Here is a 19,262-nt window from a genome sequence, read left to right as displayed (position 1 = left end):
TCAGATCCACATTTCCGCTGCAAGATTTGCCAAAGCCAAACCTGCTGGATTTTTTGGTGAGTATTCCAACATCGGCAAATGATTGTGATGGGCTTCTTCGACGACGATCGATTCAGGGATGTAGTTATTGAATACTGGAATTGTGTAGATCGTGCGCAAATCGTTGATCACTTTTTCAACGATACGACGATTGCGATATTTAGAAATGATAATACCACGCACCTCAATTTTATGTCCCAAGCCTGTGTGAATGTGCTTCAAAGTATCCAAAATCAAATCGATGCCTTTTAAAGAGAAATACTCTGGACAGATTGGGATCACGATATCTTTAGAAGCAATCAACGCGTTCACCGTCAAAAGACCTAATGATGGCGAACAGTCGATCACCACGATATCGTAGTTTTCTTTCACTTCGGCCAATGCTCTTTTCAAAATGCTTTCGCGACCGAATTTAGTCGCCATGTGAATTTCAATACCGCTTAACATGATTTCAGCAGGAATGACGTCGATACCAAAAGCTTCCGAAGCAACGATGGCATCTTGGGCTTCCAACTCGCCCGTCAATACATCATAGATTGTGTTTTCAAATTCAACATCACCAAAGATCGCACGCGTTGCTGATGATTGCGGATCCAAGTCGATCAAAAGGATTTTCTTACCCTCTTGCGCCCATTGTGCAGAGACATTGATTGCTGTCGTTGTTTTAGCAACGCCACCTTTTTGATTGATAAATGAAACAACACTGCCCATGGATGAATCCTCCGGATGAAATAATGCTCCCTACTTTAGGCCAGGTTTTCTTACTTGAGAACAATTGAGATAGACTTGAGGCATTATTCAAGACAAAGGTCTAGGTCGCACAACATCCTCTGTAAGACATCACGGAAGCGACAATGTTCTTTTGAGTCCTCGTTTTCTGCGGGATATTCGAAGCATGACTACATTGAAAATCACCTCAGCCTTGATTGTGACGCTCTTTATTTCCACTCTCTGCTTTGCTTCCGACAAGGCTAAGCAACAACAAGAAATTCGCAAGAACACGAAAGACATTCTTGCACAGCTTTATAAGGCTCAACCATCGGCCAAAGCTCTGATAAAATCCGCCGCTGGCTATGCCGTCTTCAGCAATTTCGGTATGAAGATCTTCTTTGCCGGAGGAGGATCTGGAAAAGGAATTGCTTACAATCAAAGCACTAAAAAAGAAACCTTTATGAAGATGGTAGAGGTTCAAGCTGGCTTGGGCTTGGGAGTGAAAAAATTCAGAGTGATCTTTGTTTTTGAAGATCAAAAGAAACTGAACGACTTCATTAACTCCGGTTGGGAAGCAGGAGCACAAGCGACGGCAGCAGCGACCGAGGGCGGCAAAGGTGCCGCCTACCAAGGGGCTATGTCAGTGTCCCCTGGAGTGTGGTTGTATCAACTGACCGACGCGGGGCTTGCCGCGGAAGCAACCATCAAAGGCACCAAATACTACAAAGACAGTGATTTGAATTAACTGCTGGACCGAGGTCCAATCCCGTTTAGAAGTTGTCAAAAAATGACGAAAAGAACGGAATGCAGATCCTTATTGTCGATGACGAAGTTCATCTTCGAAATTCATTAGCGGCGGTCCTGTCTGGGACTTATCAAGTGCAAACTTGCGAAAGCGGGCTTGTCGCTTTAGAGCTATTGAAAAAAACCAGTTTTGATCTGGTGATTACGGATCACCAAATGCCAGGTTTAACGGGCCTTGAGTTCATCAAATCAGCGAAAGAGGTTTCACCCGAAACATCGTTCATGATGATGACAGCATTCGGCGACGTCAACCAAGCCGTGCAAGCGATCCGACTTGGCGCTGAAGACTACTTTTTAAAACCCATTGAAATTCCCGAATTTGAGCATCGCGTACAACGCGTTTTAGATATGCGTAAATGGCGTGCACGATTGTCTGTGGAAAAAGACAATCAAAAAAATCACACGCGTCTTTTAGGAAATTCTCACTTCGTGCATAACGCTAAAGCGTTTATCGATAAAGTGGCTGACGCCCCTGCCCCAGTTTTACTATTAGGTCCTAGTGGTACCGGCAAAGAAGTGATGGCGAAATCAATTCACGAATTGAGCACTCGTGCAGATATGCCCTTTGTAGGTATCAACTGTGCGAGTCTGAATGAAAATCTGATTGAGTCTGAACTTTTTGGTCATGAAAAAGGTGCCTTCACTGGTGCCGTCGCTTCAAAGCCCGGAAAATTTGAATTGGCTCGCGGTGGTACTTTATTCCTTGATGAAATTGGTGAGCTGCCACTGTCATTGCAAGCGAAACTCTTGCGTGTACTTCAAGAAAAAGAATTCACGCGCTTAGGTGGTGTGAAAACAATTAAGTCGGAAGTACGCGTGGTCGCGGCAACTCATCGTGATTTAAAAGCGATGACTCAAGATGGTCGCTTCCGTGAAGACTTGTTCTTCCGTTTGAATGTTTTAAGCTTCAATCTTGCGACGTTGGCTGAACGCAAAGAAGACCTTCCAGAGATGATTGAGTTCTTCTGGCAAAAAGCTCGCATGAATTCAAATTCTAAAGCGCAATTGCCGCCAGAATTATTGGCTTCTTTGTGTGCGTATTCATTTCCTGGAAATATCCGTGAGCTGCAAAATATCCTAGAGCGCCTTGCCGTTCTAGGACCTCGTCAAGGCTTTATCCCCTCGTCTTTATTGCCACCGGAAATCACAGGTGTAATGCCTAGCAATGTTGTTGCGATTAATACCGTGAATGAAGAATCATTTGGACTTGATGAAAGCTTAGAACGCTTGGAGCGTAAACTTATTGAAGATGCCATGACAAAAGCTGACGGCAATCAAACTCAAGCGGCGGCGATTTTAAAAATCTCTCGCGGGACCCTTCAATACAAACTTAAAAAATTCGCGGCTTAATCTTTACCATTCGTAAATAGCCATTAACGTGTTCACGTCATTGGGAATTGAATCGGCGGCACGCTTGCCAAATTGAATCGTGTAACCAAACTGAATGCCTTTAATCACCAAGGGAATTGTGTGTATAAAGAAGAATGGCACCGTTGCATTCTGTGACTGAGGAGTCGGACTTCCCATCACGCCCTCTTTCCAAGTGACATACTGACCGCCAACTCCAGCTTCAAGCCACACCGGCGATTTCGGTGCATTAGACTGACGGAAGAATTGATAACCCGCACGCACTTGCAAGATGTAACCATTGTCGGGATCGTAAAAACCACTCTTCGGCCATGGAAGTGCAACTCTTCCGCCGATCAACAAATGATTTTTGAAAATGCGATCATAGAAAAAGCCAGTTCCAACTCCAAGGCCGATGGCAGATATCGGTGAATCAGAAAAATCAAAGCCGATTCTTTGCAAATCCTGCGCCGGAAGATCATAACTGACTTCTGCGACATAGACGCGCTCTACTTTGCTGACGGGATCAATAATCGTCAAGGCGTGATCATCGGAAAACCACGCGCTTTTTTCATTGCTATCGCTAGAAACAATTCGATCCGCCCCATCCGCTGGGATAACTTCATCATCGACCTTCAGGATAGCCGTTTCTGGAGCAACCGTCGCAACGAACGTGTTATCTTTGCTCTTCAATTTTTTTAAAGATGGCAAATCCATTTCAATCAAAACTTTTTTCTGCGCACTTTTGATTTCAAGGTGATCGTCAGTGGTTTTATAAAAAACAGAACGATGCGCGTCCTTATTTTCAGAAGTGACCTCCTGACCGTTAATATAGATCAGTGTTTCTTCTTGCGCCGTCGATAAAACCTTTTGCCCATTGATCGCCAAGGTCAATGGCTTCAAGGTTCCAGAAATCAATACAGATCCAGGATACAGTTTTTTTACCCCTGCAAATGTTTGCCCCGCTAGGCACGTAATAAAGAAGGCACTAAGCCAGTGGCAAACGAATTTCAAACTCGGCACCCTCACCCACTTTAGAATTTACAGAAATCTGTCCCTGATGCTGTTGAATAATTCCATGACACATGGAAAGTCCTAGGCCCGTTCCCTTGCCTGTGGCTTTCGTGGAAAAGAAAGGTTCAAATATTTTTCCCAAATTTTCAGGGGCAATTCCTGGGCCGGTATCAGCGATCTTCATCACCATTTCATCGCTCTCTTGTGCTAGGCTGACCGTGATATTTTTTTTTTCAGCAGACTGCTCTTCCATCGCTTGTGAAGAATTCATAATTAAGTTACTCATCACTTGGCGAATTTGATCGGCATCAACGGCCACCATTAAAGTGCTTGTCGGATCGTATTGACGATGTAACGTCACAGCGGCTGTCTCCAACTGCGGGGCCATCAAAGCCAAAGTACTTTCGGTCAAGGCCACGATGTTTTGCGAAGTCAACGTCGGAGCTTTCTGACGAGCAAAAGTAAGCAGATCCGTCACGATGCGATTTGCACGCAACGTTTCTTCGACAATGTATTTCGCGAACTGCCCAGGAGAATGAGGGTTGTCTTGTTCAACCCCCAATTTACGTTCGATTAATTGCGCATACGTCAAAATAGAAGTCAGAGGATTCTTAATCTCGTGCGCGACGCCGGCGCTGAACTGACCCAGGGATGCTAACTTTTCTGAACGTAAAACTTTGTTATGAGCTTTTCTAAGGTCCTCTTCACGAATCTTAAGCTCTTTACCCATTTTTCTGAAGGCTTTTCCAAGCTGTCCGACTTCGTCACGGGAACGATAACTGAATTGCACATCCCAGTTACCGCCAGAAATCAAAGACGTTGCCTTCGTTAAATCTTCCAGCGAGCGAGTTAAACGCGAAGAAAACAATAACGCCAAAAGAGAAACCAGAATCAAAATGCCTACAACAAACGGAATTGAGTTCCGAGTAATCTGCGAAGCCAGATGCGCCGATTCCGCATCGGGTACCGACACAATCACACCCACTTGTTTAAGTCCGTCCAAGGGGCTGATGGCAACAAGAACACGAGGCCCTTCTTGCAAGCTGAGCACTCGCGCCCACACCTGTTGATTTTGATGGGCCGCAAAGAATTCAGCCGCAAAAGTTTTAATTGCGGGATCAGACCAAATTTTCGTTTCTTTATTTTCAACAAGAATTTCACCATCGCCATTAATCAACGATACGTTCAGGGCACTTGCCAGATTGAATCCAGACAACAAGCTGCGATTATCAAAGGTTGCGGCATAAACATGGTTATCAATTTGGCTAATAAATAAAAACGATTTTTCATTCGGAGTTTTAAAAAGAGCTTTGCCAGTCGCTTTAAATACTTCGATGTCTTTTTCGACCCAGCTCATATCTTCGTTTTTGCCGGTGCGCCCTGCGCTGAGCAGAAGATTCTTTTTCACGTCGTAAATGCGAACTTGCTCTAGCCCTTCAATTTGTTGCAAGCGCTCGGCAAAGGCGTTGCCGCCGCGAGGTAGTAAATCGTTTAAATGCTCAAACTCGTTGCGATAGTTTTCCAGTATCTGACTTAAAAGTTTTGAGGCATGGGCTGAAGCTACCGAATTCACATCAGTGATATAGTTTCTTTTATCTTCCAGGAAATTCTTAGTCGTAAAAAAAACTGTGCCCGCAACTGCAAGCACGACAGCAAATAAGACCAGCGCGATAATTTTACTACGAAGATGAATCAACATTAGCGTGGAGTCCTTGTCAGGATCCATTTTTTAAAGATGGATTTTCCATTGGGAGTCGTCATTTGAACGATGAAAAAGTTCCAGCCAACCTGCAACGGAACGTCACAAGTAAAACGCAAGTTTTGATCCACAGGACATGATTGACCATTGAAAGTCACTGTCGATCCCGCAGGTGTCACTGTACCAGTTAACTTGACTATTTCTTCAGTCACCCGCGCCTTATAGGCCGGTGATGCGATATTAAGAGCGGGCTCACCTTCAGCCACCGGTGTTGCCGAAGCCGTTGGCGTTGGACTCGGTGTTACCGACGGCGCTGGGGTGGGAGTTTCTTTTGCTACGGTTGGAATTACTTTAGGAGTTGGTTTCGCACGAATCGCTTCCTTGATAACCTTCACCGTCTCAAGCCAATCCGTTGATTCAGATTTATATCCAAAATTTTCAGATACATTTTGTTTCAATGGAAACGAAACATTCTTATCCGTCTTAAGTTCGACAGCTTGGGCCGTATCGGCAGATTTGCTTTGTTGTCCTTTGTCAGCTTGGGCAAGAATGACTTCCCCTAATCCCGATTTCAACTCGACATCCAAGGACTTCTTTTCTTGAATTTGAATTTTGACTTTAGCTTTCTGTGTTTTCTTATCGGCGCGAACTTTGATCAAAGCGGATGATGTTAAAATCCACATCTCGCCAGAAGTTTCCCCTTCGACTTTCCCGGCACGCATAACGGCGCGATCCACTGTGGGGTTGTCAGAAGAAGCATCATCGATGATCAAATAAGTATCTTCTTTCATCGCAACTTCACTGCCCGAGACATAACGAATGAGCGCTTGAGATTTGCTCAGGGTGTGAATCGCGTCCTGACGATAAAATGGCAACTCGGCTTGGATATCATTCCATCCCAGCTCTTGGGCGCGACGATAACTGACTTGGTTTTTGTAAGTCACAAGATTAGCTAACGCAGGCGGCATCACAGTTGCGGTTGGAGATGGTGACGCAGTTGGAGTTGCCGAGGACACAGCTGTCGGCACCACCGTCGGTGCAGCAACAGGAGGTGAGGTTTTTTTCTGACACGATGTCAGCAAACTTGCCGAAAAAATTCCCGCACCTACAAAGATAAAGGAAAGTGCTTTAAGCATATAATTATGTACTCCAATGTTTTTCATTATGCTAAATTTTAACAATGAGCACAATGTCAGGAAATACTTCAGGCGAAAGTCGAGAGTTAATTTTGATCGTCGATGATGAACTTCGCATTCGCGACAGTTTAAGTTTGGCGCTTCATACTTTTGGTTACAGGACTATCGTGGCCTCAAATATTGCCCAAGCCCTGGATGCGATTCGCAGAACCAATGTTGATTTATTGCTCACGGATCTGAACTTGGCTGGCGAAAGTGGTCTTGAATTAGTTCAACAAGTAAAAAAAGAAGATCCAACTGTCTCGATAGTGATGATGACCGCCTTTGGTAGTATTGAAACAGCAGTCAATGCGATGAAAGATGGCGCTGAAGATTACCTTTTGAAGCCTATTGAACTGGGCACTTTGGAAATCCTTGTAAATAAGATTTTAGAAAAGCGCCATCTGCGCAAAGAAAATCAAAGATTGAGTGCCGAGAATCGTGCGTTGAAAGAAAACCTCGACGTTCGCTATCATTTGGCCAGCATGTTAGGGGCAAGTCCTCAGGTTCAAGAGTTACAAAAAAGTATTAAGCTCTATCTGAAGGTTCGTACACCCGTCCTCATATTAGGTGAACCCGGCAGTCAATTAAGTGAGATTGCTCAGATTCTTCACTACAACAGTCCGTGGAGTTCAAACAGCCTTATTCAATTTAATTGCTCAATGGTGCCAGGTGAATTCCACGAACCACAACTTTTTGGCAATGAAGAGCGCATGGAAGTAGGCGTGCGCATTCGCGGCACCCCAGGTCTTGTTGAAAAAGCTCACTTTGGAAGTTTGATTCTTTCTGACATCGATCATATCGAAAAACGCTGCCAAGGGATGCTCTCGCGCGTCTTTAATCAAAAGAAAACTCAGCGCTCTGGCGGTACTCATTTTTATGAAGCCGATGTGCGCATTATTGGAACAGCTCACGAAAAAGAAATTGAAATGCGCGTGAGTAAAAATAAATTCCGCTGGGATTTGTGGGAGTTCATGAGCGATAACGTGATTGTGGTACCTCCCCTACGCACTCGCAAAGAAGATTTACCGATCTTGGTATTGGCGGAAGCCAAACGCCTTGGCAATTTTTATGGCAAACAAATTCAAAGTGTTCATCCCCAAGTGATCGAAGAACTTTCGAAACGTTCTTTCCCAGGAAATTATCGTGAATTAGAAGCTTTGATTGAAACTGCTGTCTTAAGCAGTCAACAGCCGGTTCTTGCATGGAGTGACTTTAAATCAGCCACTGAAAACTAAAAGAGAGAGTCTTGCGACTCCCTCTTCTTTTACTCCAACATCCTTAGAAAGTTGGAGAGTCTGTGATTTCCGCCATCGGCCATGGGCTGCCTGCTGCGATGAAAGATACTGGTGCATCGTTCGCAGAGTACGGTGTGATACCATTGAAGTTATCAATTGCATCGGCTTGACATACAGCTGCTGACACATCTTCAGTCCCATCGGCCTTCAAGCACATTGGATCCTGAGTCGGTACAGTTACACTGTCATTCGCACCTTGCACACCTTGCAGATACACGTTACCAGTGATCGTATTCGCATGAAGGATCGCTGCATAACCAGTCGTGCGAGAGTTCGGCCCTTGGGAACAGATCGAGTCACCAATCGCTGCCACATCACACACATTCTTACCAGAGATCGCAACCTTCATCTGACCTGTCAGTGGCGAGTACACTGCATCTGCTTGAATACCCGAGTCTGCATTCGAGTTTTCAATGTGCGTGTCATACATCGTCGAGCGCAGATGATAGAAGACTCCCGTACCATCCCATTCGATTTGTGAATGACCCACTGTCGAGCACCCACTGCAAGAGATCACTGTCATGTTCGCTTTGCCAGCTGTACCCAATACAGGGGTGTAGTGACCCAGCAAAAATCTTTCAAAGCCATTACCCGAATTCGACCACACGATGATGTCGAAAGTGAAGGCGTTCGCAGCACCAAACAGTGTTGAATCACCGCTATGAGTACTGTTGCGAACTAGAACCTTTAACTCCTGACAATCCTCTGCGGCCTGAAAACATCCCTGCATTGGGGACGCTTCGGTCATGAAGAAGTGGTACTCTCCCGGTCCGGTGATCTTCAAAGCATTGAAGACGGACAAGAATTTTTCCACGATCATCAGTGCGCCTGGATCGGGTTGCCCTTGCGGGTTCAAGCGTGAATAGTCACGGTCGAATTTTGCCAACACTGCGCGAACCACACCACGATAGTTATCAACAGTTGGAGCGGCAGAAAAAGCGGCGTTACTAATTAAAGATGCGATACCAAGAACTGCTAGTTTTTTAATTAAGTCTTTCATGACTATTTCACTCCTGCTGGTGTTACGAATTTAAGACTGTCTGGAAACACTTGATCTGACGTTGTTGTGCTTCCTTCATCTTTGGCTGCTGGCGCGCATGCTGCGACCGACAGGGCAACTGCGATTGCCAATATGCTGAGTACCTTCTTCATAAATCCTCCTTGGATATTTGATGAGCGATTCAAACTCGCTTCATGCTTTAGGAGTATTGCGAGGACGGGGCCACGCCAATTCGTGCGTAAGTATGCGAAGGCAGGATGAAAAAGCGCTGAAATCTCAGCAGCCGCTGAATTTTCAGCAGATGAAAACTTAGCAGCGTCTCAAAGTGATCCCCATTCTCAAAACAAGACGAAGCCGCTTTGAAATTCATTTAATTTTGTTTGAATTTATCCTCGACGAATGTCGATCAGATGCCTATGCAATGGTTGAAGCGAAAAATACGGCAGCTCTTGTGGACCATGGCCCTTCTATTAATGACGGCTATTCCAATAGCGACCGTTCTTATTCCAAAAACAAATCCGCTTTCAAAAGCCTTCTGGATTGGGTTAGCAACCGTCTTTTCATTCGCTTACCTTTTCTCGCTCACAAGAAGAAAATCAAAAAATAGATATAAAGACGACCAGGGTTACGTCGTGATGAAAGGTCGTGACGAATACGAACACCGCCTCATTGCCATGAGGACCTTAAAGCGAAAATTATTTCCCAACGAAGTCGTGCATCACATCAACGGCGTAAGATCTGATAATAGATTAATAAATCTTTGCGTGATGGATCGACGCCAACACGAGTTGGTTCACGCGTGGTTAGAATGGAAAAGAAAAGCAAACGGTCGCTATCCAAGCTTTAAAGAACAAAAACAAGTGCTCGTTGATGAACACAAAGGCATTCTTTTAGAAAACTATTTGGGCGTTGGATTCAAACGATATACTTCACCCGTCCGTCCTCAATTTGAGGTGCAAAAGCCAAAGGTCCGTTTCACTTATAGATCGACGGGTAATTCCCAAAAACTTTTTTCCGATCTCAGACGCGAAAGAAATCGCTTGGCTAAAGAAGAAAACATTCCGGCTTATTTAGTGTTTAAGAATCACACTCTTACAGAGATGGCAGAACAAATGCCCCAAGATGCTCAAGCGATGGCGCGTATCATTGGCGTCACGCCAGAAAAATCTCGCCTCTATGGGGATCAATTCTTGGCCATTATTTGGAAACACAAATCGGAAGCTTCATTGCGCTTTCGCCGGTAATGAAGCGATGTACTCTTCCGGCAATCCCGAAGCGCGTGCGCCTCGTACCAATGCTTCCAAGTAGCGCTCACTGACTGGGCCATCAAGACTGCGACGATTTGGCGACGTGACGAAAGCTGTGGCTTCAAACTCTTGCCCGTCGACTAAAACACGCAGAGTTGTTTCCACCGACATTCCCGTGACAACGCCTTCTTTGTGCTGAATGATCGGCCATTCTTTTTCTGGAATTGCAAACAGTCTTCCAAAAACAGATGCGCCTTCTTTTTCAGTCAAACCAGCAACACGGCCTCCCCACCAGCGCGATGGAAAGTCAAAAATCAAATCAACACCTTTGGCTTCGGCCACTTGCCCTTCAGGCAATGTGAAAAACTGATAGCTGTGCTCTTCTGCCCAAATTTCGAAAGCTTGGCGATCCAATACTCCCGAATACGCAAAATACAATTTGCTGCCGTCAGTTTTAATTTGATCTCGTGCTTGCATCACTTTGCCGTAGTGGGCGTCCATAATTGAGTTCCTTTATCTCTTCGTCATATCATTTGCGGTGAAGAATTCAACTGAAGCCTTTCATGTCAATTTTCGGCAGTGAGCCGCTTAACTCTTTAACGGCTTTTTGCCCTCTGTTGTGTCTCAGTTTGGGAAACTTGACGCATACTCGGGATCCAAAAGAAATTAATCGCGTCCTTAACAAAAATGAAGCTTCGGCCTACTCCTTGAACATTAGTGCGGTAGGAGGACTCCATGAGATCCCTGCACATAGTTGCGACGTTCCTGATAAGCCTATTTATCTCGAGTTGGGCCTTTGCTCAAAAAACTCTGATCCTTTATTCATCTATTGGAATGGGGCATTTGAGTGCGTCTCGCGCAATTGAAGAGCGAATCAAAGCGCAAAATCCAAACGCCGAAGTGGAGCTTAAAAACATCCGTGATTTCATGGGACCAACCGCTCGTAAGATTGACGAGAAGATCTACTGGTTTGTTTTTAAAAATCTTCCAGAGACATTTAATAAAGCCTATTTGAAATCCATGCAAAATGGTCTGCAACTGAATGATCTTTCAGAAATCAAAACAGGTTACGACGAGAAAGCATTGTTGGAATATATTAAGTCTTCTCACGCAGACACAGTGATCGCAACTCACTATGGATCAGCGATCAACCTTGGCAACTTAAAAACATCAGGCAAACTTCCAGGTATTAAAACAGCGTGGGTTCATACAGATTATATTGAGCATTTTTTCCCACGTATTTCACAACGTCTGGATAAAACATTCCTAGGTCATGAGGAACTTGCGAACTCTTGGAAAGATGTGGGCGTGAGTGCTGATAAAGTAGCGGTCACAGGCATCCCTGTGCGCAACTTGCCACAACCAGGTGAAGCGCAAAGAAAACCCGTTCTTGAAGCTGTGGGCTTAAAAGCAGAACCGGTGACGTTCGTTATGTCAGGTGGATCTGAAGGCTTGAAGGACTACCCAACTGCCATCAAGTCCTTGGCAAATCAATTCAAAGAGCCAATTCAAATCGTAGCGATTTGCGGGAAGAATGAAAAAGCAAAAGCAGAGCTTGAAAAATTGGCGGCCACTCTTCCATCAAACGTTGAATTGAAACCGCTTGGCTTTATCCCGAACAAACAATTGATCGACCTGGTTTCTGTTGCAGACCTTTACGTAACCAAGGCCGGCGGCTTGTCACCAACTGAAGGTGCGTTGTTGATGCGTCCCCTAGTATTGATCAATGAGTACGGCGGTCACGAAGCTGAAAACGCAGTCTTCTTCAAGAAAACCGAAATGGCAGAGATCGTGAACTCTTCAAAAGATCTTGGTCAAAAAGCTGCGGAAGTTTTGGCGAATCCAGAGTTGATGGAAAAAATGATGGAGCATCAACGTGAATACCGCAACTCTGTGAATCTTGATTATATTGTGAAATGGAATGCAGAACCTAAATCTCAGGAATCGATCCGCTTTGATCTTGGACTTAAAGAAGGTGCAGCCGTTCAAGGTTCTGAATCTGCGCTTGCGAAACTGGACAAAGACTTCCCAGGTGATGTGGAAGTTCTTTTGAGCTATCCAAAATCTAGAAACGGAAAATACCTAGGTGATGGCAAAGAAAGCAATCCTTTCGGTCACATCGCGATTCGTGTTGGTAACGAGGTTTACACGATCAACCACATGGCTGAACGTGGCTCTGAACCACACGTGATTCACAAAACGACTTTGAATGAATATCTGTACTCGGTTCAAGAATACTATAAAAACGAAGAGTTCACAGGTATGCAGGGGCAAGCTTACGCCAAAGATACGATCTCGGTTCGTATCGACGGTATGACGGACGCAAGCAAACAAGCGATGATCGCCCAGCTTACAAAGATCGATGCTGATTGGTCACAAGGTCGCATGAACTACGATGCGAAAGGTTGCAACTGCGCTGACATCACTTTGCAAGCGTTGAGTGCTGCCGGTCTTGTCACAGATCAGAAAGTTCAAAACCGTAAAGTGAAGTTGCCGTTAGATGTTTTTGATGCCGCTGTAAAAGCTGCGGAAGCTCGTGGTGACTTGCAAAGTTCATTGATCCACTACGGTTATGTGAAAAGTTCTAAGAATGAATACAAAACGGCGGGTTTCCCTTTGAGCTTCTATCAAATTAAACGCGCCATCATAAACATGTTCCGCAAAGGACGTGATAAAGTCGAAACCCAAGTCGTTGCAAGATTGTCTGTTGATAAAGATTCTTCCGAGGTCCGCTACGAAAGAGTTCGCCCAGCGAAAGAGTCGGCTCAAGTTCTAACAGGCCTTCGTTGTGAAGCTGTGTTTATGTAGGACTCTCGAGATAAAAATGGATAAATAAATTCAAGCCCACAATCGAGGAGGTTGTGGGCTTTTGTTTTCTACCACTCGGCCTTATAGATTTCACACGTGTTAGAAAGTGTTGTCCCCTTGGAGAGTACAGTGATCGTATCTCCCTTTAGGGGAACAGAAGAAATGATGCACTCACGGCCGTGCAAAACATTTACAACCGCGTAAAAATCTGTGACGGAATCGTCGACGTTCACTTCGCCAGAAGCTCCATAACCAAGTTGCACTCTAGGGCCCTCATAAACTTCCTGCATAGATGGCAACGAATAAACTTTAAGCGAGCCTACAAAACCACCATGATTGATGTACACAAAACGTACTGTTTTTGCGTTCACAACACCAGCAGAGCACACCATACAAGCCATCAAAAATATCTTCTTCATGCAAACTCCCGTATTTATCAAAGCAAAAGTTATTTAGCGAATATCGACAGCATAATCAATTTGAAGTACTCAGGCCGAATTCAAAATGATCAGTTTTGGAAAATTAGTATGGGTAAGCAGAAGACATAAAAAAACCGAAGACTTTGCTTCGGTGATTTTGACCATCTTTTGGAAAAAATGGCGGGGCTTCTGCTCTATACTCCGTACCAATCATTCCTCCTTTAGAACTTATTGATTCTATTGAATTTATACATACTCCGTTGTTCAGGAATCATGAGTTCCTCCATCGTAGATATACCCTCGAAGGGTACTCTATCGCTCAAATTTCAGAAGAAATTTCTTCCTCCAAAGAGGCGGTGCGCAAGGCGTTAAAACAGTTCAAGATACCTATTCGCGAGCCATCACAGCACCACGGTCATCCTTCTCAAGCAAAATTTGGAACAAGGCTGTCTGCCGGAAAGCTTCAGAAAAACAAAAGAGAACTGGACGTCATTGCCACGATAAATCAGCTTAAAGCTCAAGGGTTAAGCCTTAGGCAGATAGCTAAAATACTGACTAACCTCAAGGTTTCTACTAAGAATGGCGCTGCTTCCTGGCATCCACAAATGATTAAAAGGATTATTGATATGAGTGCCTCTGAAGGCAGAAGTTAAGATTCGATCAATCTCATCGGTGGGCAGAGCGCTCAAAAGACCATAAGGCTTTGACGCTCTGATCCGGCCTAGCACTTAATTGACGATCTATCCCCCTCATTTATAAGGATCTAGCGCCTTAATCACGTATTAGCTAAAGGACTCGATCTTTATGTGGAATTACCTCCGTTCTCTTGTGGTGGAAAAAGACTTTCAAATTGGTATTTTACTATTAGCTGTTGGTTCTATCGGCACGGTAACCTGGGGAATAGCCAAAAAAATTTATGAAAAGGTTCACGAGTCACAAAAAAATGACGGCATCCCACTATCCTTTGAGTACTGGCGTTTGTTCGGAGGGGCGACAGTTCCCCTTATTATGAGGGTCCTGGCTGAAGAATACTCTGTTGAAGAAAAGAGATTGTCGGATGACGAATGGCCCTATGCCAATCTTCACTTCGCAAGCGGGGAAGATAAATTCGTACTGCTCAAGAAACCAATTTTTTCATTTTTTCATAATTTAAAAGTGAAGCGCTCCGCACCGTTACTCGTGGCTAGAGATCCACTTTGGGACCTATATTCGTTCAATCATGAAGAAGGTATCAGACTAGATTTTTTGGCAAAACCTCCTGACGATATCAACGTCATGAGATGGATTGATGAAAATTATATGGACGAGTCTGGAGATGTAAACTATCCCGAAGAAGTGAGATCTAAGTGGTCAAGACAACCGGAAAGTGACTTATCAAATCAAGTTGGCTTTCTATTTTTTAAAGTAAAAAACAAATCATCAGAAGCTTTATACGACACTTCAATTGAATTTGAGAGTTCAAGTGTACTAGGATTCTACAGCGATATAAAACATCCTATTTCGCATGATTGGAAAACCATAAAACAATCCTTTGAAGACAAAGGTCAACCAGAGCAGTATTTAATCAGCTCGCCATTTGATGACGGAACCAAAAAAATAGTTAAGATTCCAGAACTCCTTGGCAATCAAGAGGTTCTATTTCTTATTGCCGTCTACAGCTCAGATAAAGATGGGTTCGAGGTACAATACTTTTCTGACAAATATATTCCACTTACAGCGGAAATTCGTTCCGAACAAAGTTCTAGCAAAATCAATATTAGATCTCCATATAAGCAGGCAGCTTTAAAGAGAAAAGTGCCTTATGGGTGGTTTCAGCAGTAAAAGTGGACGGCTTACCATAGCGACTAAGATTCCGCTGGCTCAACATCATGAGCAAAAGCGATTGAAGGAATACCAGCGGGATGAACGCTATCGTTCATTGGTTCAGACAAATCAAACTCTTCGCTAAGAAAATCAACAATTTTACAGTCGTAAAGATGCTGAACTCCGGGAGACAGCCGCTTTAACTCTCTCAATTTTGTTCGAGGCATTCCATATGTCGTTCCCGCGATGACTTTGGTAGAGCACACCTTCCTGAAGTCATAACCGAGCTTAAGCATGTTCAAGGGGTGATAGCCAAATCCTAAAAAAAATATTCTTGTGGACTCTTCCAATATTTTTTTTGCCTCAACATTGAGGCTTCCAACATCATAGACTACATTAAGCGATTCGGACCAGCGCCAGACCTCTGCTAAAACTTTAGATTGAGCGCGTTTCCAGGCAAGGGGTGTCGGCCAGTCTGTTTGAGTGCCAAAATCATTTAACCTTTCCACTACTTTACCATAACCAAAAAGCAAATCACTTGAGGCATCTGTTTCAAATCCAAGCGGTGGCATTCTGCCGTGAATATGAATTACCTTAAGCTCATCATATTTGGCCTTAATTAGGTGAGAAGGCTGGCGATACATTCTCTTCACAAGGTGCTCTTGAAGAGCAAATTCTAAACTTCTGTCATAATTGAAGGTTATAATTCGATAGTCTTTAAATTTCTCTAGAGGGATTGAGTTAAATATTTTCCGATAGATATCATCTTTTGCTTCAACTGAATAAAGACTGTTTATATCCTCATACTTGGTAATTACTTCTGTAACTATACAAAGAAGATGTCTTCGCAAATCTGGATTATTATTAATAAACTCATCTATGGAGTATGGGCGAACTTTTTTAAGTCGCTCCAATGTGCCGGTCACATCATCAGTTTCTTCGAGACGCTTAATAATATCTTGAACCAGTTTTTCACCGCTAGGATAGCCATAAGGAAGACTCGCACCAGCCCCTAAAATTAACGTAGTAACTGCCATAATGCCCTCACAAAAAAACTCCTACCTTTTCCTTAAAAGCTCTGTATCACTAGGCTCTTTCTTTAACAAATTTTCGAGGCCTATTTGCCCAGTGCTGCGGCAATGAAAATGTGCGCCCGGAAATCTCAGCCCTCCTTCTATTTGGATTTCCCGCCTCAGGATCTTTTCTTAAAATATCTTCCACTTCATGAAAGTCCTCTGTATTTGAAAATAGATACTGGTTAGACCTTGTCACCTGAAGATGATTGCAATAGCGAATATTTTCATCATTCAAAGGGATAACCTGATTTTGCGTCCATCTTTTGCTCGCATTACCCCCAGGAGTGCTATCAAAAAGGCTATGACACATTAGCAACAGGGCGACCTTTGGACTCAAGGGAACTGTGATTTCCGTAAAAGGCGCTCCCCATGCTGCAATCCCTTTCTGAAGAGGGTGCGGGTTGTGTCCACGCATAGTAATTGGGTGATCGGAAGTAATAAGAGGTCGATTTCCGACGCTGTAGCCAATCATCCAATGCTTGTCTAAAGCATGCGCGAGTAGCTTCGCTAAAAAATCTCGATTTGTTAGCATTTCTATTTGGTTGTGAGCCTCGCGTTCAGGAGTAAGCTCAATGTCATATTTACCAACATTTTCAGTGTGCCCATTAGCCTCAATGACCCAATCCAAAACAGATCTTGAAATCTGATAATCCATCTGTGCAAGCTTCTCTCTAAATTCTCTCGTGCGAATTTCCTGAAAGATCATAAAAATAGCAAGATCCACTTTTTCATCTTCATTGAGAACGTAGCGCGGGAAACCATCGACGGAAATTATTTTAGAGGCTTCAATATTTCGGAGGAGAGATGATATCGCACTACCAGATTTGCCGTCGATGCCCGCGAGGTAATCTTCGATAGCAGTGAGCTGTTCTTTTGTATATAAGCCCTCTGTTGGAATCGCATAAAAATAGCGTTCCTGGGCGACATCATCAACACTCGCACCAAATCTTCGAGAGTCTTTTTTATCAAAGACGTTAATGCTTTCGTGATTGCCAAAATTAGAAAGATAGAACTTAGGGACGTAATGCTGCTTTTTCGTCAAGCTCATCGTTAAACCTCAAATAAGATATTTCCGTTATTTGAACAGCAATCGAACACATTACTAATGCTTAGCAAATATGCTCAACTTCTACCATAGCATCTATGTTTTCCGGTGGTTCCACAAAAGGGATCTTAATGGCCGCGCATTTGGTCTGCAGGTTTATATCGCTCGTTACCACAACCACCACCTGTGACGGGTTTTCTCGTTGAACCTGTAACGTCATAGCAATAATTCTATCATCTTTATTGGCTCTATCTAGAACTTGAAGAGTTTTACTAAAGTCAGGTTCTGCCGAAAGAGTTTTTAAACTAATTGTTTTATCTATCGTCACGCCTTCGACTAGGCTGCCTTGAGTTCGATACCCCTTAAGCCTCGATATAGCCTTGCGAGCCCTATTCTGAACCGCTGGGCTTTTTCCGAAGACTTTCAACTCGTCCAACTCACCTAACACTGTTGACGGAATAACCACAGCGAATTTGGTTTCCTCAACACACTGACGATATGCCTGAACGTCAGGACAAATAAGGAGCGAGTTAGTATCGATAATCAACACGACCAAAGAAGTGCCTGTTTTTCTTAAGGCCTTCAATAAACGCTTGGTGGTGTCAAACGTAATACTAAGATTTTCGCGTGCTTCTTCAGCAGTCGTTGGAATATCAAACCAATGCGTTCTTTGAATCCATGTCTCCCAAGATTTACGGAGTGCCTCAAGTTCTCTAGTTAACGAGTCACCAGCATCAGCAAACAAAAGTGCGTAAATCTCCCACCAAGACTTAAATGTTTTGAGCAAACCCATCTCAATCAATTGGTCGTCTGGATCATTTCTTTCCCAACAATATTCTGGAGCAATGACGGCGATACCGTGGGAACTAAGACTTCCACGGTATCGAATTTTACACATCGAAATATGCTTCACCAGCTTTTCGCCAAAAGCATCAATATCAATCTCAAGTCGCTCACCTATGGAGAGCAGATGATCTTTTTTTGCCATAGCTGATTTACTTAATTGAGTCGACGATGTTAAAGGCCTGCCCCAAAGCACTGTGAACCTCTAGTGCTTTTCGGGCAACATCAGTGTCATTAGCTGCCCCGGCTTGGTCTTCTAGCCCTCTTGCAATCATCTGCTTTTCACGCAATTTAATCGAAAGATCGTGAACCTCTTCCATCAGTTGCTCAAGTTTCTGCGCATGTGTTTTGTTAGACATTATATTCCCCCTGTAAAAATTGAAGATATTCCTCAAATAATTAATTTGGGCACGAAATGAAATACGTCAAGGCAGTGAAATACCGAGCGCACGGCCTGGCGCATCATACCCCTGGAGATAGACGCACCCCATATAAATGTAAGCATGAGTTTTTATTAATTAATTTCTTTGTGCCTGTCTAAAACTGCTTGAGCGAGTAAGGCGACTTTTTTCATTCTTGTTTCAGCCCGCCACAACGGAATACAGAAGAGAAGTCGTTTCAACACTCCCAGCGAGGCTTTTGTTTTTTTTAAATACTCAGGTAGATGACTATTTATATCTTCAAATGTCATGAGGGCGTAGGCATTGACATCATCGCCATCCAGTTTGTGAGTGGGATGACTTAGAAGAAATTCTTCTTTAAAACAATCGATAATACCGATGAGGTCAGCGATTGCCCCCTTTTCAGAAGTGATCTTATAAGCCAGAAAAAGCATCCGCTCTTTTATCAAATTTAAAACAACTACCTGACGTTTAATATTATGGTAAATATCTTTTTCGCTAGTCATGCTTGCCTCCTATCATTTGGGTCAAAT

Annotated in this window: 20 protein-coding genes; 7 read left to right on the top strand and 13 right to left on the bottom strand. The window is 43.7% G+C overall.

The annotated features are described in order from the left end of the window. Complete coding sequence (locus tag DOE51_RS06215; RefSeq protein WP_142695693.1) at positions 1 to 750, bottom strand: ParA family protein; 750 nt, start codon at positions 748 to 750, stop codon at positions 1 to 3. Between the two features lie 184 nt (positions 751 to 934). Here DOE51_RS06215 and DOE51_RS06210 point away from each other — a divergent pair, with 184 nt between their 5' ends. Beyond that, positions 935 to 1,495, top strand: coding sequence for a YSC84-related protein (locus DOE51_RS06210; RefSeq protein WP_142695692.1), 561 nt, complete (start codon positions 935 to 937; stop codon positions 1,493 to 1,495). Between the two features lie 59 nt (positions 1,496 to 1,554). After that, entirely contained in the window at positions 1,555 to 2,904 is a 1,350-nt protein-coding gene (locus DOE51_RS06205; RefSeq protein ID WP_142695691.1) for a sigma-54 dependent transcriptional regulator, read from the top strand. 3 nt (positions 2,905 to 2,907) lie between these two features. On the opposite strand, the gene DOE51_RS06200 is transcribed toward DOE51_RS06205, so the two are convergent. From DOE51_RS06200 to DOE51_RS06190, 3 genes are read right to left on the bottom strand one after another with little or no spacing between them, the layout of a single operon-like run. Then, positions 2,908 to 3,915, bottom strand: a complete 1,008-nt coding sequence (locus tag DOE51_RS06200; protein WP_142695690.1) for a hypothetical protein — start codon at positions 3,913 to 3,915, stop codon at positions 2,908 to 2,910. Continuing rightward, positions 3,890 to 5,614, bottom strand: coding sequence for a HAMP domain-containing sensor histidine kinase (locus tag DOE51_RS06195; protein WP_168196398.1), 1,725 nt, complete (start codon positions 5,612 to 5,614; stop codon positions 3,890 to 3,892). The genes DOE51_RS06200 and DOE51_RS06195 overlap by 26 nt, the downstream gene beginning before the upstream one ends. Beyond that, complete coding sequence (locus DOE51_RS06190) at positions 5,614 to 6,777, bottom strand: hypothetical protein (RefSeq protein ID WP_142695688.1); 1,164 nt, start codon at positions 6,775 to 6,777, stop codon at positions 5,614 to 5,616. Before DOE51_RS06190 ends, DOE51_RS06195 begins: the two co-directional genes overlap by 1 nt. A 17-nt stretch (positions 6,778 to 6,794) precedes the next feature. Here DOE51_RS06190 and DOE51_RS06185 point away from each other — a divergent pair, with 17 nt between their 5' ends. After that, positions 6,795 to 8,027: a sigma-54 dependent transcriptional regulator gene (locus tag DOE51_RS06185; RefSeq protein WP_142695687.1), complete on the top strand. Its 1,233-nt coding sequence runs from the start codon at positions 6,795 to 6,797 to the stop codon at positions 8,025 to 8,027. A 43-nt stretch (positions 8,028 to 8,070) separates the two neighbouring features. Here DOE51_RS06185 and DOE51_RS06180 read toward each other — a convergent pair whose 3' ends face one another. Both DOE51_RS06180 and DOE51_RS19150 read right to left on the bottom strand, forming a co-directional pair. Further along, positions 8,071 to 9,087 carry a hypothetical protein gene (locus tag DOE51_RS06180; protein WP_142695686.1) on the bottom strand — a complete coding sequence of 339 codons (1,017 nt, stop codon included), beginning with the start codon at positions 9,085 to 9,087 and terminating at the stop codon, positions 8,071 to 8,073. Between the two features lie 2 nt (positions 9,088 to 9,089). After that, on the bottom strand, positions 9,090 to 9,239 hold the full coding sequence (locus DOE51_RS19150; protein ID WP_168196397.1) for a hypothetical protein: 150 nt from the start codon (positions 9,237 to 9,239) through the stop codon (positions 9,090 to 9,092). Between the two features lie 264 nt (positions 9,240 to 9,503). Between DOE51_RS19150 and DOE51_RS06175 the strand changes: the two genes are divergently transcribed. After that, on the top strand, positions 9,504 to 10,331 hold the full coding sequence (locus DOE51_RS06175) for an HRDC domain-containing protein (protein ID WP_210415571.1): 828 nt from the start codon (positions 9,504 to 9,506) through the stop codon (positions 10,329 to 10,331). On the opposite strand, the gene DOE51_RS06170 is transcribed toward DOE51_RS06175, so the two are convergent. Beyond that, positions 10,311 to 10,835, bottom strand: a complete 525-nt coding sequence (locus tag DOE51_RS06170; RefSeq protein WP_142695685.1) for a gamma-glutamylcyclotransferase — start codon at positions 10,833 to 10,835, stop codon at positions 10,311 to 10,313. The two genes, DOE51_RS06175 and DOE51_RS06170, sit on opposite strands and share 21 nt — an antisense overlap. A 234-nt stretch (positions 10,836 to 11,069) precedes the next feature. On the opposite strand from DOE51_RS06170, the gene DOE51_RS06165 reads away from it, so the two are divergent. Then, positions 11,070 to 13,142 carry a glycosyltransferase gene (locus DOE51_RS06165; protein WP_142695684.1) on the top strand — a complete coding sequence of 691 codons (2,073 nt, stop codon included), beginning with the start codon at positions 11,070 to 11,072 and terminating at the stop codon, positions 13,140 to 13,142. 68 nt (positions 13,143 to 13,210) lie between these two features. Here the strand turns inward: DOE51_RS06165 and DOE51_RS06160 are convergent, their stop codons facing one another. Continuing rightward, positions 13,211 to 13,561, bottom strand: coding sequence for a hypothetical protein (locus tag DOE51_RS06160; protein WP_142695683.1), 351 nt, complete (start codon positions 13,559 to 13,561; stop codon positions 13,211 to 13,213). Positions 13,562 to 13,821: 260 nt separating this feature from the next. Here DOE51_RS06160 and DOE51_RS06155 point away from each other — a divergent pair, with 260 nt between their 5' ends. Together DOE51_RS06155 and DOE51_RS06150 are read left to right on the top strand one after the other, a co-directional pair. Continuing rightward, complete coding sequence (locus tag DOE51_RS06155; RefSeq protein WP_168196396.1) at positions 13,822 to 14,214, top strand: recombinase family protein; 393 nt, start codon at positions 13,822 to 13,824, stop codon at positions 14,212 to 14,214. 151 nt (positions 14,215 to 14,365) lie between these two features. Further along, positions 14,366 to 15,382: a hypothetical protein gene (locus tag DOE51_RS06150; protein ID WP_142695681.1), complete on the top strand. Its 1,017-nt coding sequence runs from the start codon at positions 14,366 to 14,368 to the stop codon at positions 15,380 to 15,382. Between the two features lie 23 nt (positions 15,383 to 15,405). Here DOE51_RS06150 and DOE51_RS06145 read toward each other — a convergent pair whose 3' ends face one another. The 5 genes from DOE51_RS06145 to DOE51_RS06125 form a co-directional block, all read right to left on the bottom strand. Beyond that, positions 15,406 to 16,401 carry a hypothetical protein gene (locus tag DOE51_RS06145; protein ID WP_142695680.1) on the bottom strand — a complete coding sequence of 332 codons (996 nt, stop codon included), beginning with the start codon at positions 16,399 to 16,401 and terminating at the stop codon, positions 15,406 to 15,408. 49 nt (positions 16,402 to 16,450) lie between these two features. Further along, on the bottom strand, positions 16,451 to 17,488 hold the full coding sequence (locus tag DOE51_RS06140; RefSeq protein ID WP_142695679.1) for a DUF4238 domain-containing protein: 1,038 nt from the start codon (positions 17,486 to 17,488) through the stop codon (positions 16,451 to 16,453). Positions 17,489 to 17,549: 61 nt separating this feature from the next. Further along, a complete protein-coding gene (locus tag DOE51_RS06135) occupies positions 17,550 to 18,473 on the bottom strand; it encodes a PIN domain-containing protein (RefSeq protein WP_142695678.1) in 924 nt (307 codons plus the stop codon). 7 nt (positions 18,474 to 18,480) lie between these two features. After that, entirely contained in the window at positions 18,481 to 18,687 is a 207-nt protein-coding gene (locus DOE51_RS06130) for a hypothetical protein (RefSeq protein WP_142695677.1), read from the bottom strand. A gap of 155 nt (positions 18,688 to 18,842) precedes the next feature. Continuing rightward, positions 18,843 to 19,235, bottom strand: coding sequence for a hypothetical protein (locus tag DOE51_RS06125; RefSeq protein ID WP_142695676.1), 393 nt, complete (start codon positions 19,233 to 19,235; stop codon positions 18,843 to 18,845). Positions 19,236 to 19,262: the final 27 nt, after the last annotated feature.

Origin of the sequence: Bdellovibrio sp. NC01, assembly GCF_006874625.1 — a bacterium.
Lineage (GTDB): Bacteria > Bdellovibrionota > Bdellovibrionia > Bdellovibrionales > Bdellovibrionaceae > Bdellovibrio.
Note: the sequence above shows the minus strand (reverse complement) of the source record. Positions and strands in the feature narration are given on the sequence as shown.

Bases quoted from the DNA above. Each gene is read 5' to 3' on its own strand.
- DOE51_RS06215 (WP_142695693.1), bottom strand. From the start codon at position 750: ATGGGCAGTGTTGTTTCATTTATCAATCAAAAAGGTGGCGTTGCTAAA.
- DOE51_RS06210 (WP_142695692.1), top strand. From the start codon at position 935: ATGACTACATTGAAAATCACCTCAGCCTTGATTGTGACGCTCTTTATT.
- DOE51_RS06205 (WP_142695691.1), top strand. From the start codon at position 1,555: ATGCAGATCCTTATTGTCGATGACGAAGTTCATCTTCGAAATTCATTA.
- DOE51_RS06195 (WP_168196398.1), bottom strand. From the start codon at position 5,614: ATGTTGATTCATCTTCGTAGTAAAATTATCGCGCTGGTCTTATTTGCT.
- DOE51_RS06190 (WP_142695688.1), bottom strand. From the start codon at position 6,777: ATGAAAAACATTGGAGTACATAATTATATGCTTAAAGCACTTTCCTTT.
- DOE51_RS06185 (WP_142695687.1), top strand. From the start codon at position 6,795: ATGAGCACAATGTCAGGAAATACTTCAGGCGAAAGTCGAGAGTTAATT.
- DOE51_RS06180 (WP_142695686.1), bottom strand. From the start codon at position 9,087: ATGAAAGACTTAATTAAAAAACTAGCAGTTCTTGGTATCGCATCTTTA.
- DOE51_RS19150 (WP_168196397.1), bottom strand. From the start codon at position 9,239: ATGAAGAAGGTACTCAGCATATTGGCAATCGCAGTTGCCCTGTCGGTC.
- DOE51_RS06175 (WP_210415571.1), top strand. From the start codon at position 9,504: ATGCAATGGTTGAAGCGAAAAATACGGCAGCTCTTGTGGACCATGGCC.
- DOE51_RS06170 (WP_142695685.1), bottom strand. From the start codon at position 10,835: ATGGACGCCCACTACGGCAAAGTGATGCAAGCACGAGATCAAATTAAA.
- DOE51_RS06165 (WP_142695684.1), top strand. From the start codon at position 11,070: ATGAGATCCCTGCACATAGTTGCGACGTTCCTGATAAGCCTATTTATC.
- DOE51_RS06160 (WP_142695683.1), bottom strand. From the start codon at position 13,561: ATGAAGAAGATATTTTTGATGGCTTGTATGGTGTGCTCTGCTGGTGTT.
- DOE51_RS06150 (WP_142695681.1), top strand. From the start codon at position 14,366: ATGTGGAATTACCTCCGTTCTCTTGTGGTGGAAAAAGACTTTCAAATT.
- DOE51_RS06145 (WP_142695680.1), bottom strand. From the start codon at position 16,401: ATGGCAGTTACTACGTTAATTTTAGGGGCTGGTGCGAGTCTTCCTTAT.
- DOE51_RS06140 (WP_142695679.1), bottom strand. From the start codon at position 17,488: ATGAGCTTGACGAAAAAGCAGCATTACGTCCCTAAGTTCTATCTTTCT.
- DOE51_RS06135 (WP_142695678.1), bottom strand. From the start codon at position 18,473: ATGGCAAAAAAAGATCATCTGCTCTCCATAGGTGAGCGACTTGAGATT.
- DOE51_RS06130 (WP_142695677.1), bottom strand. From the start codon at position 18,687: ATGTCTAACAAAACACATGCGCAGAAACTTGAGCAACTGATGGAAGAG.
- DOE51_RS06125 (WP_142695676.1), bottom strand. From the start codon at position 19,235: ATGACTAGCGAAAAAGATATTTACCATAATATTAAACGTCAGGTAGTT.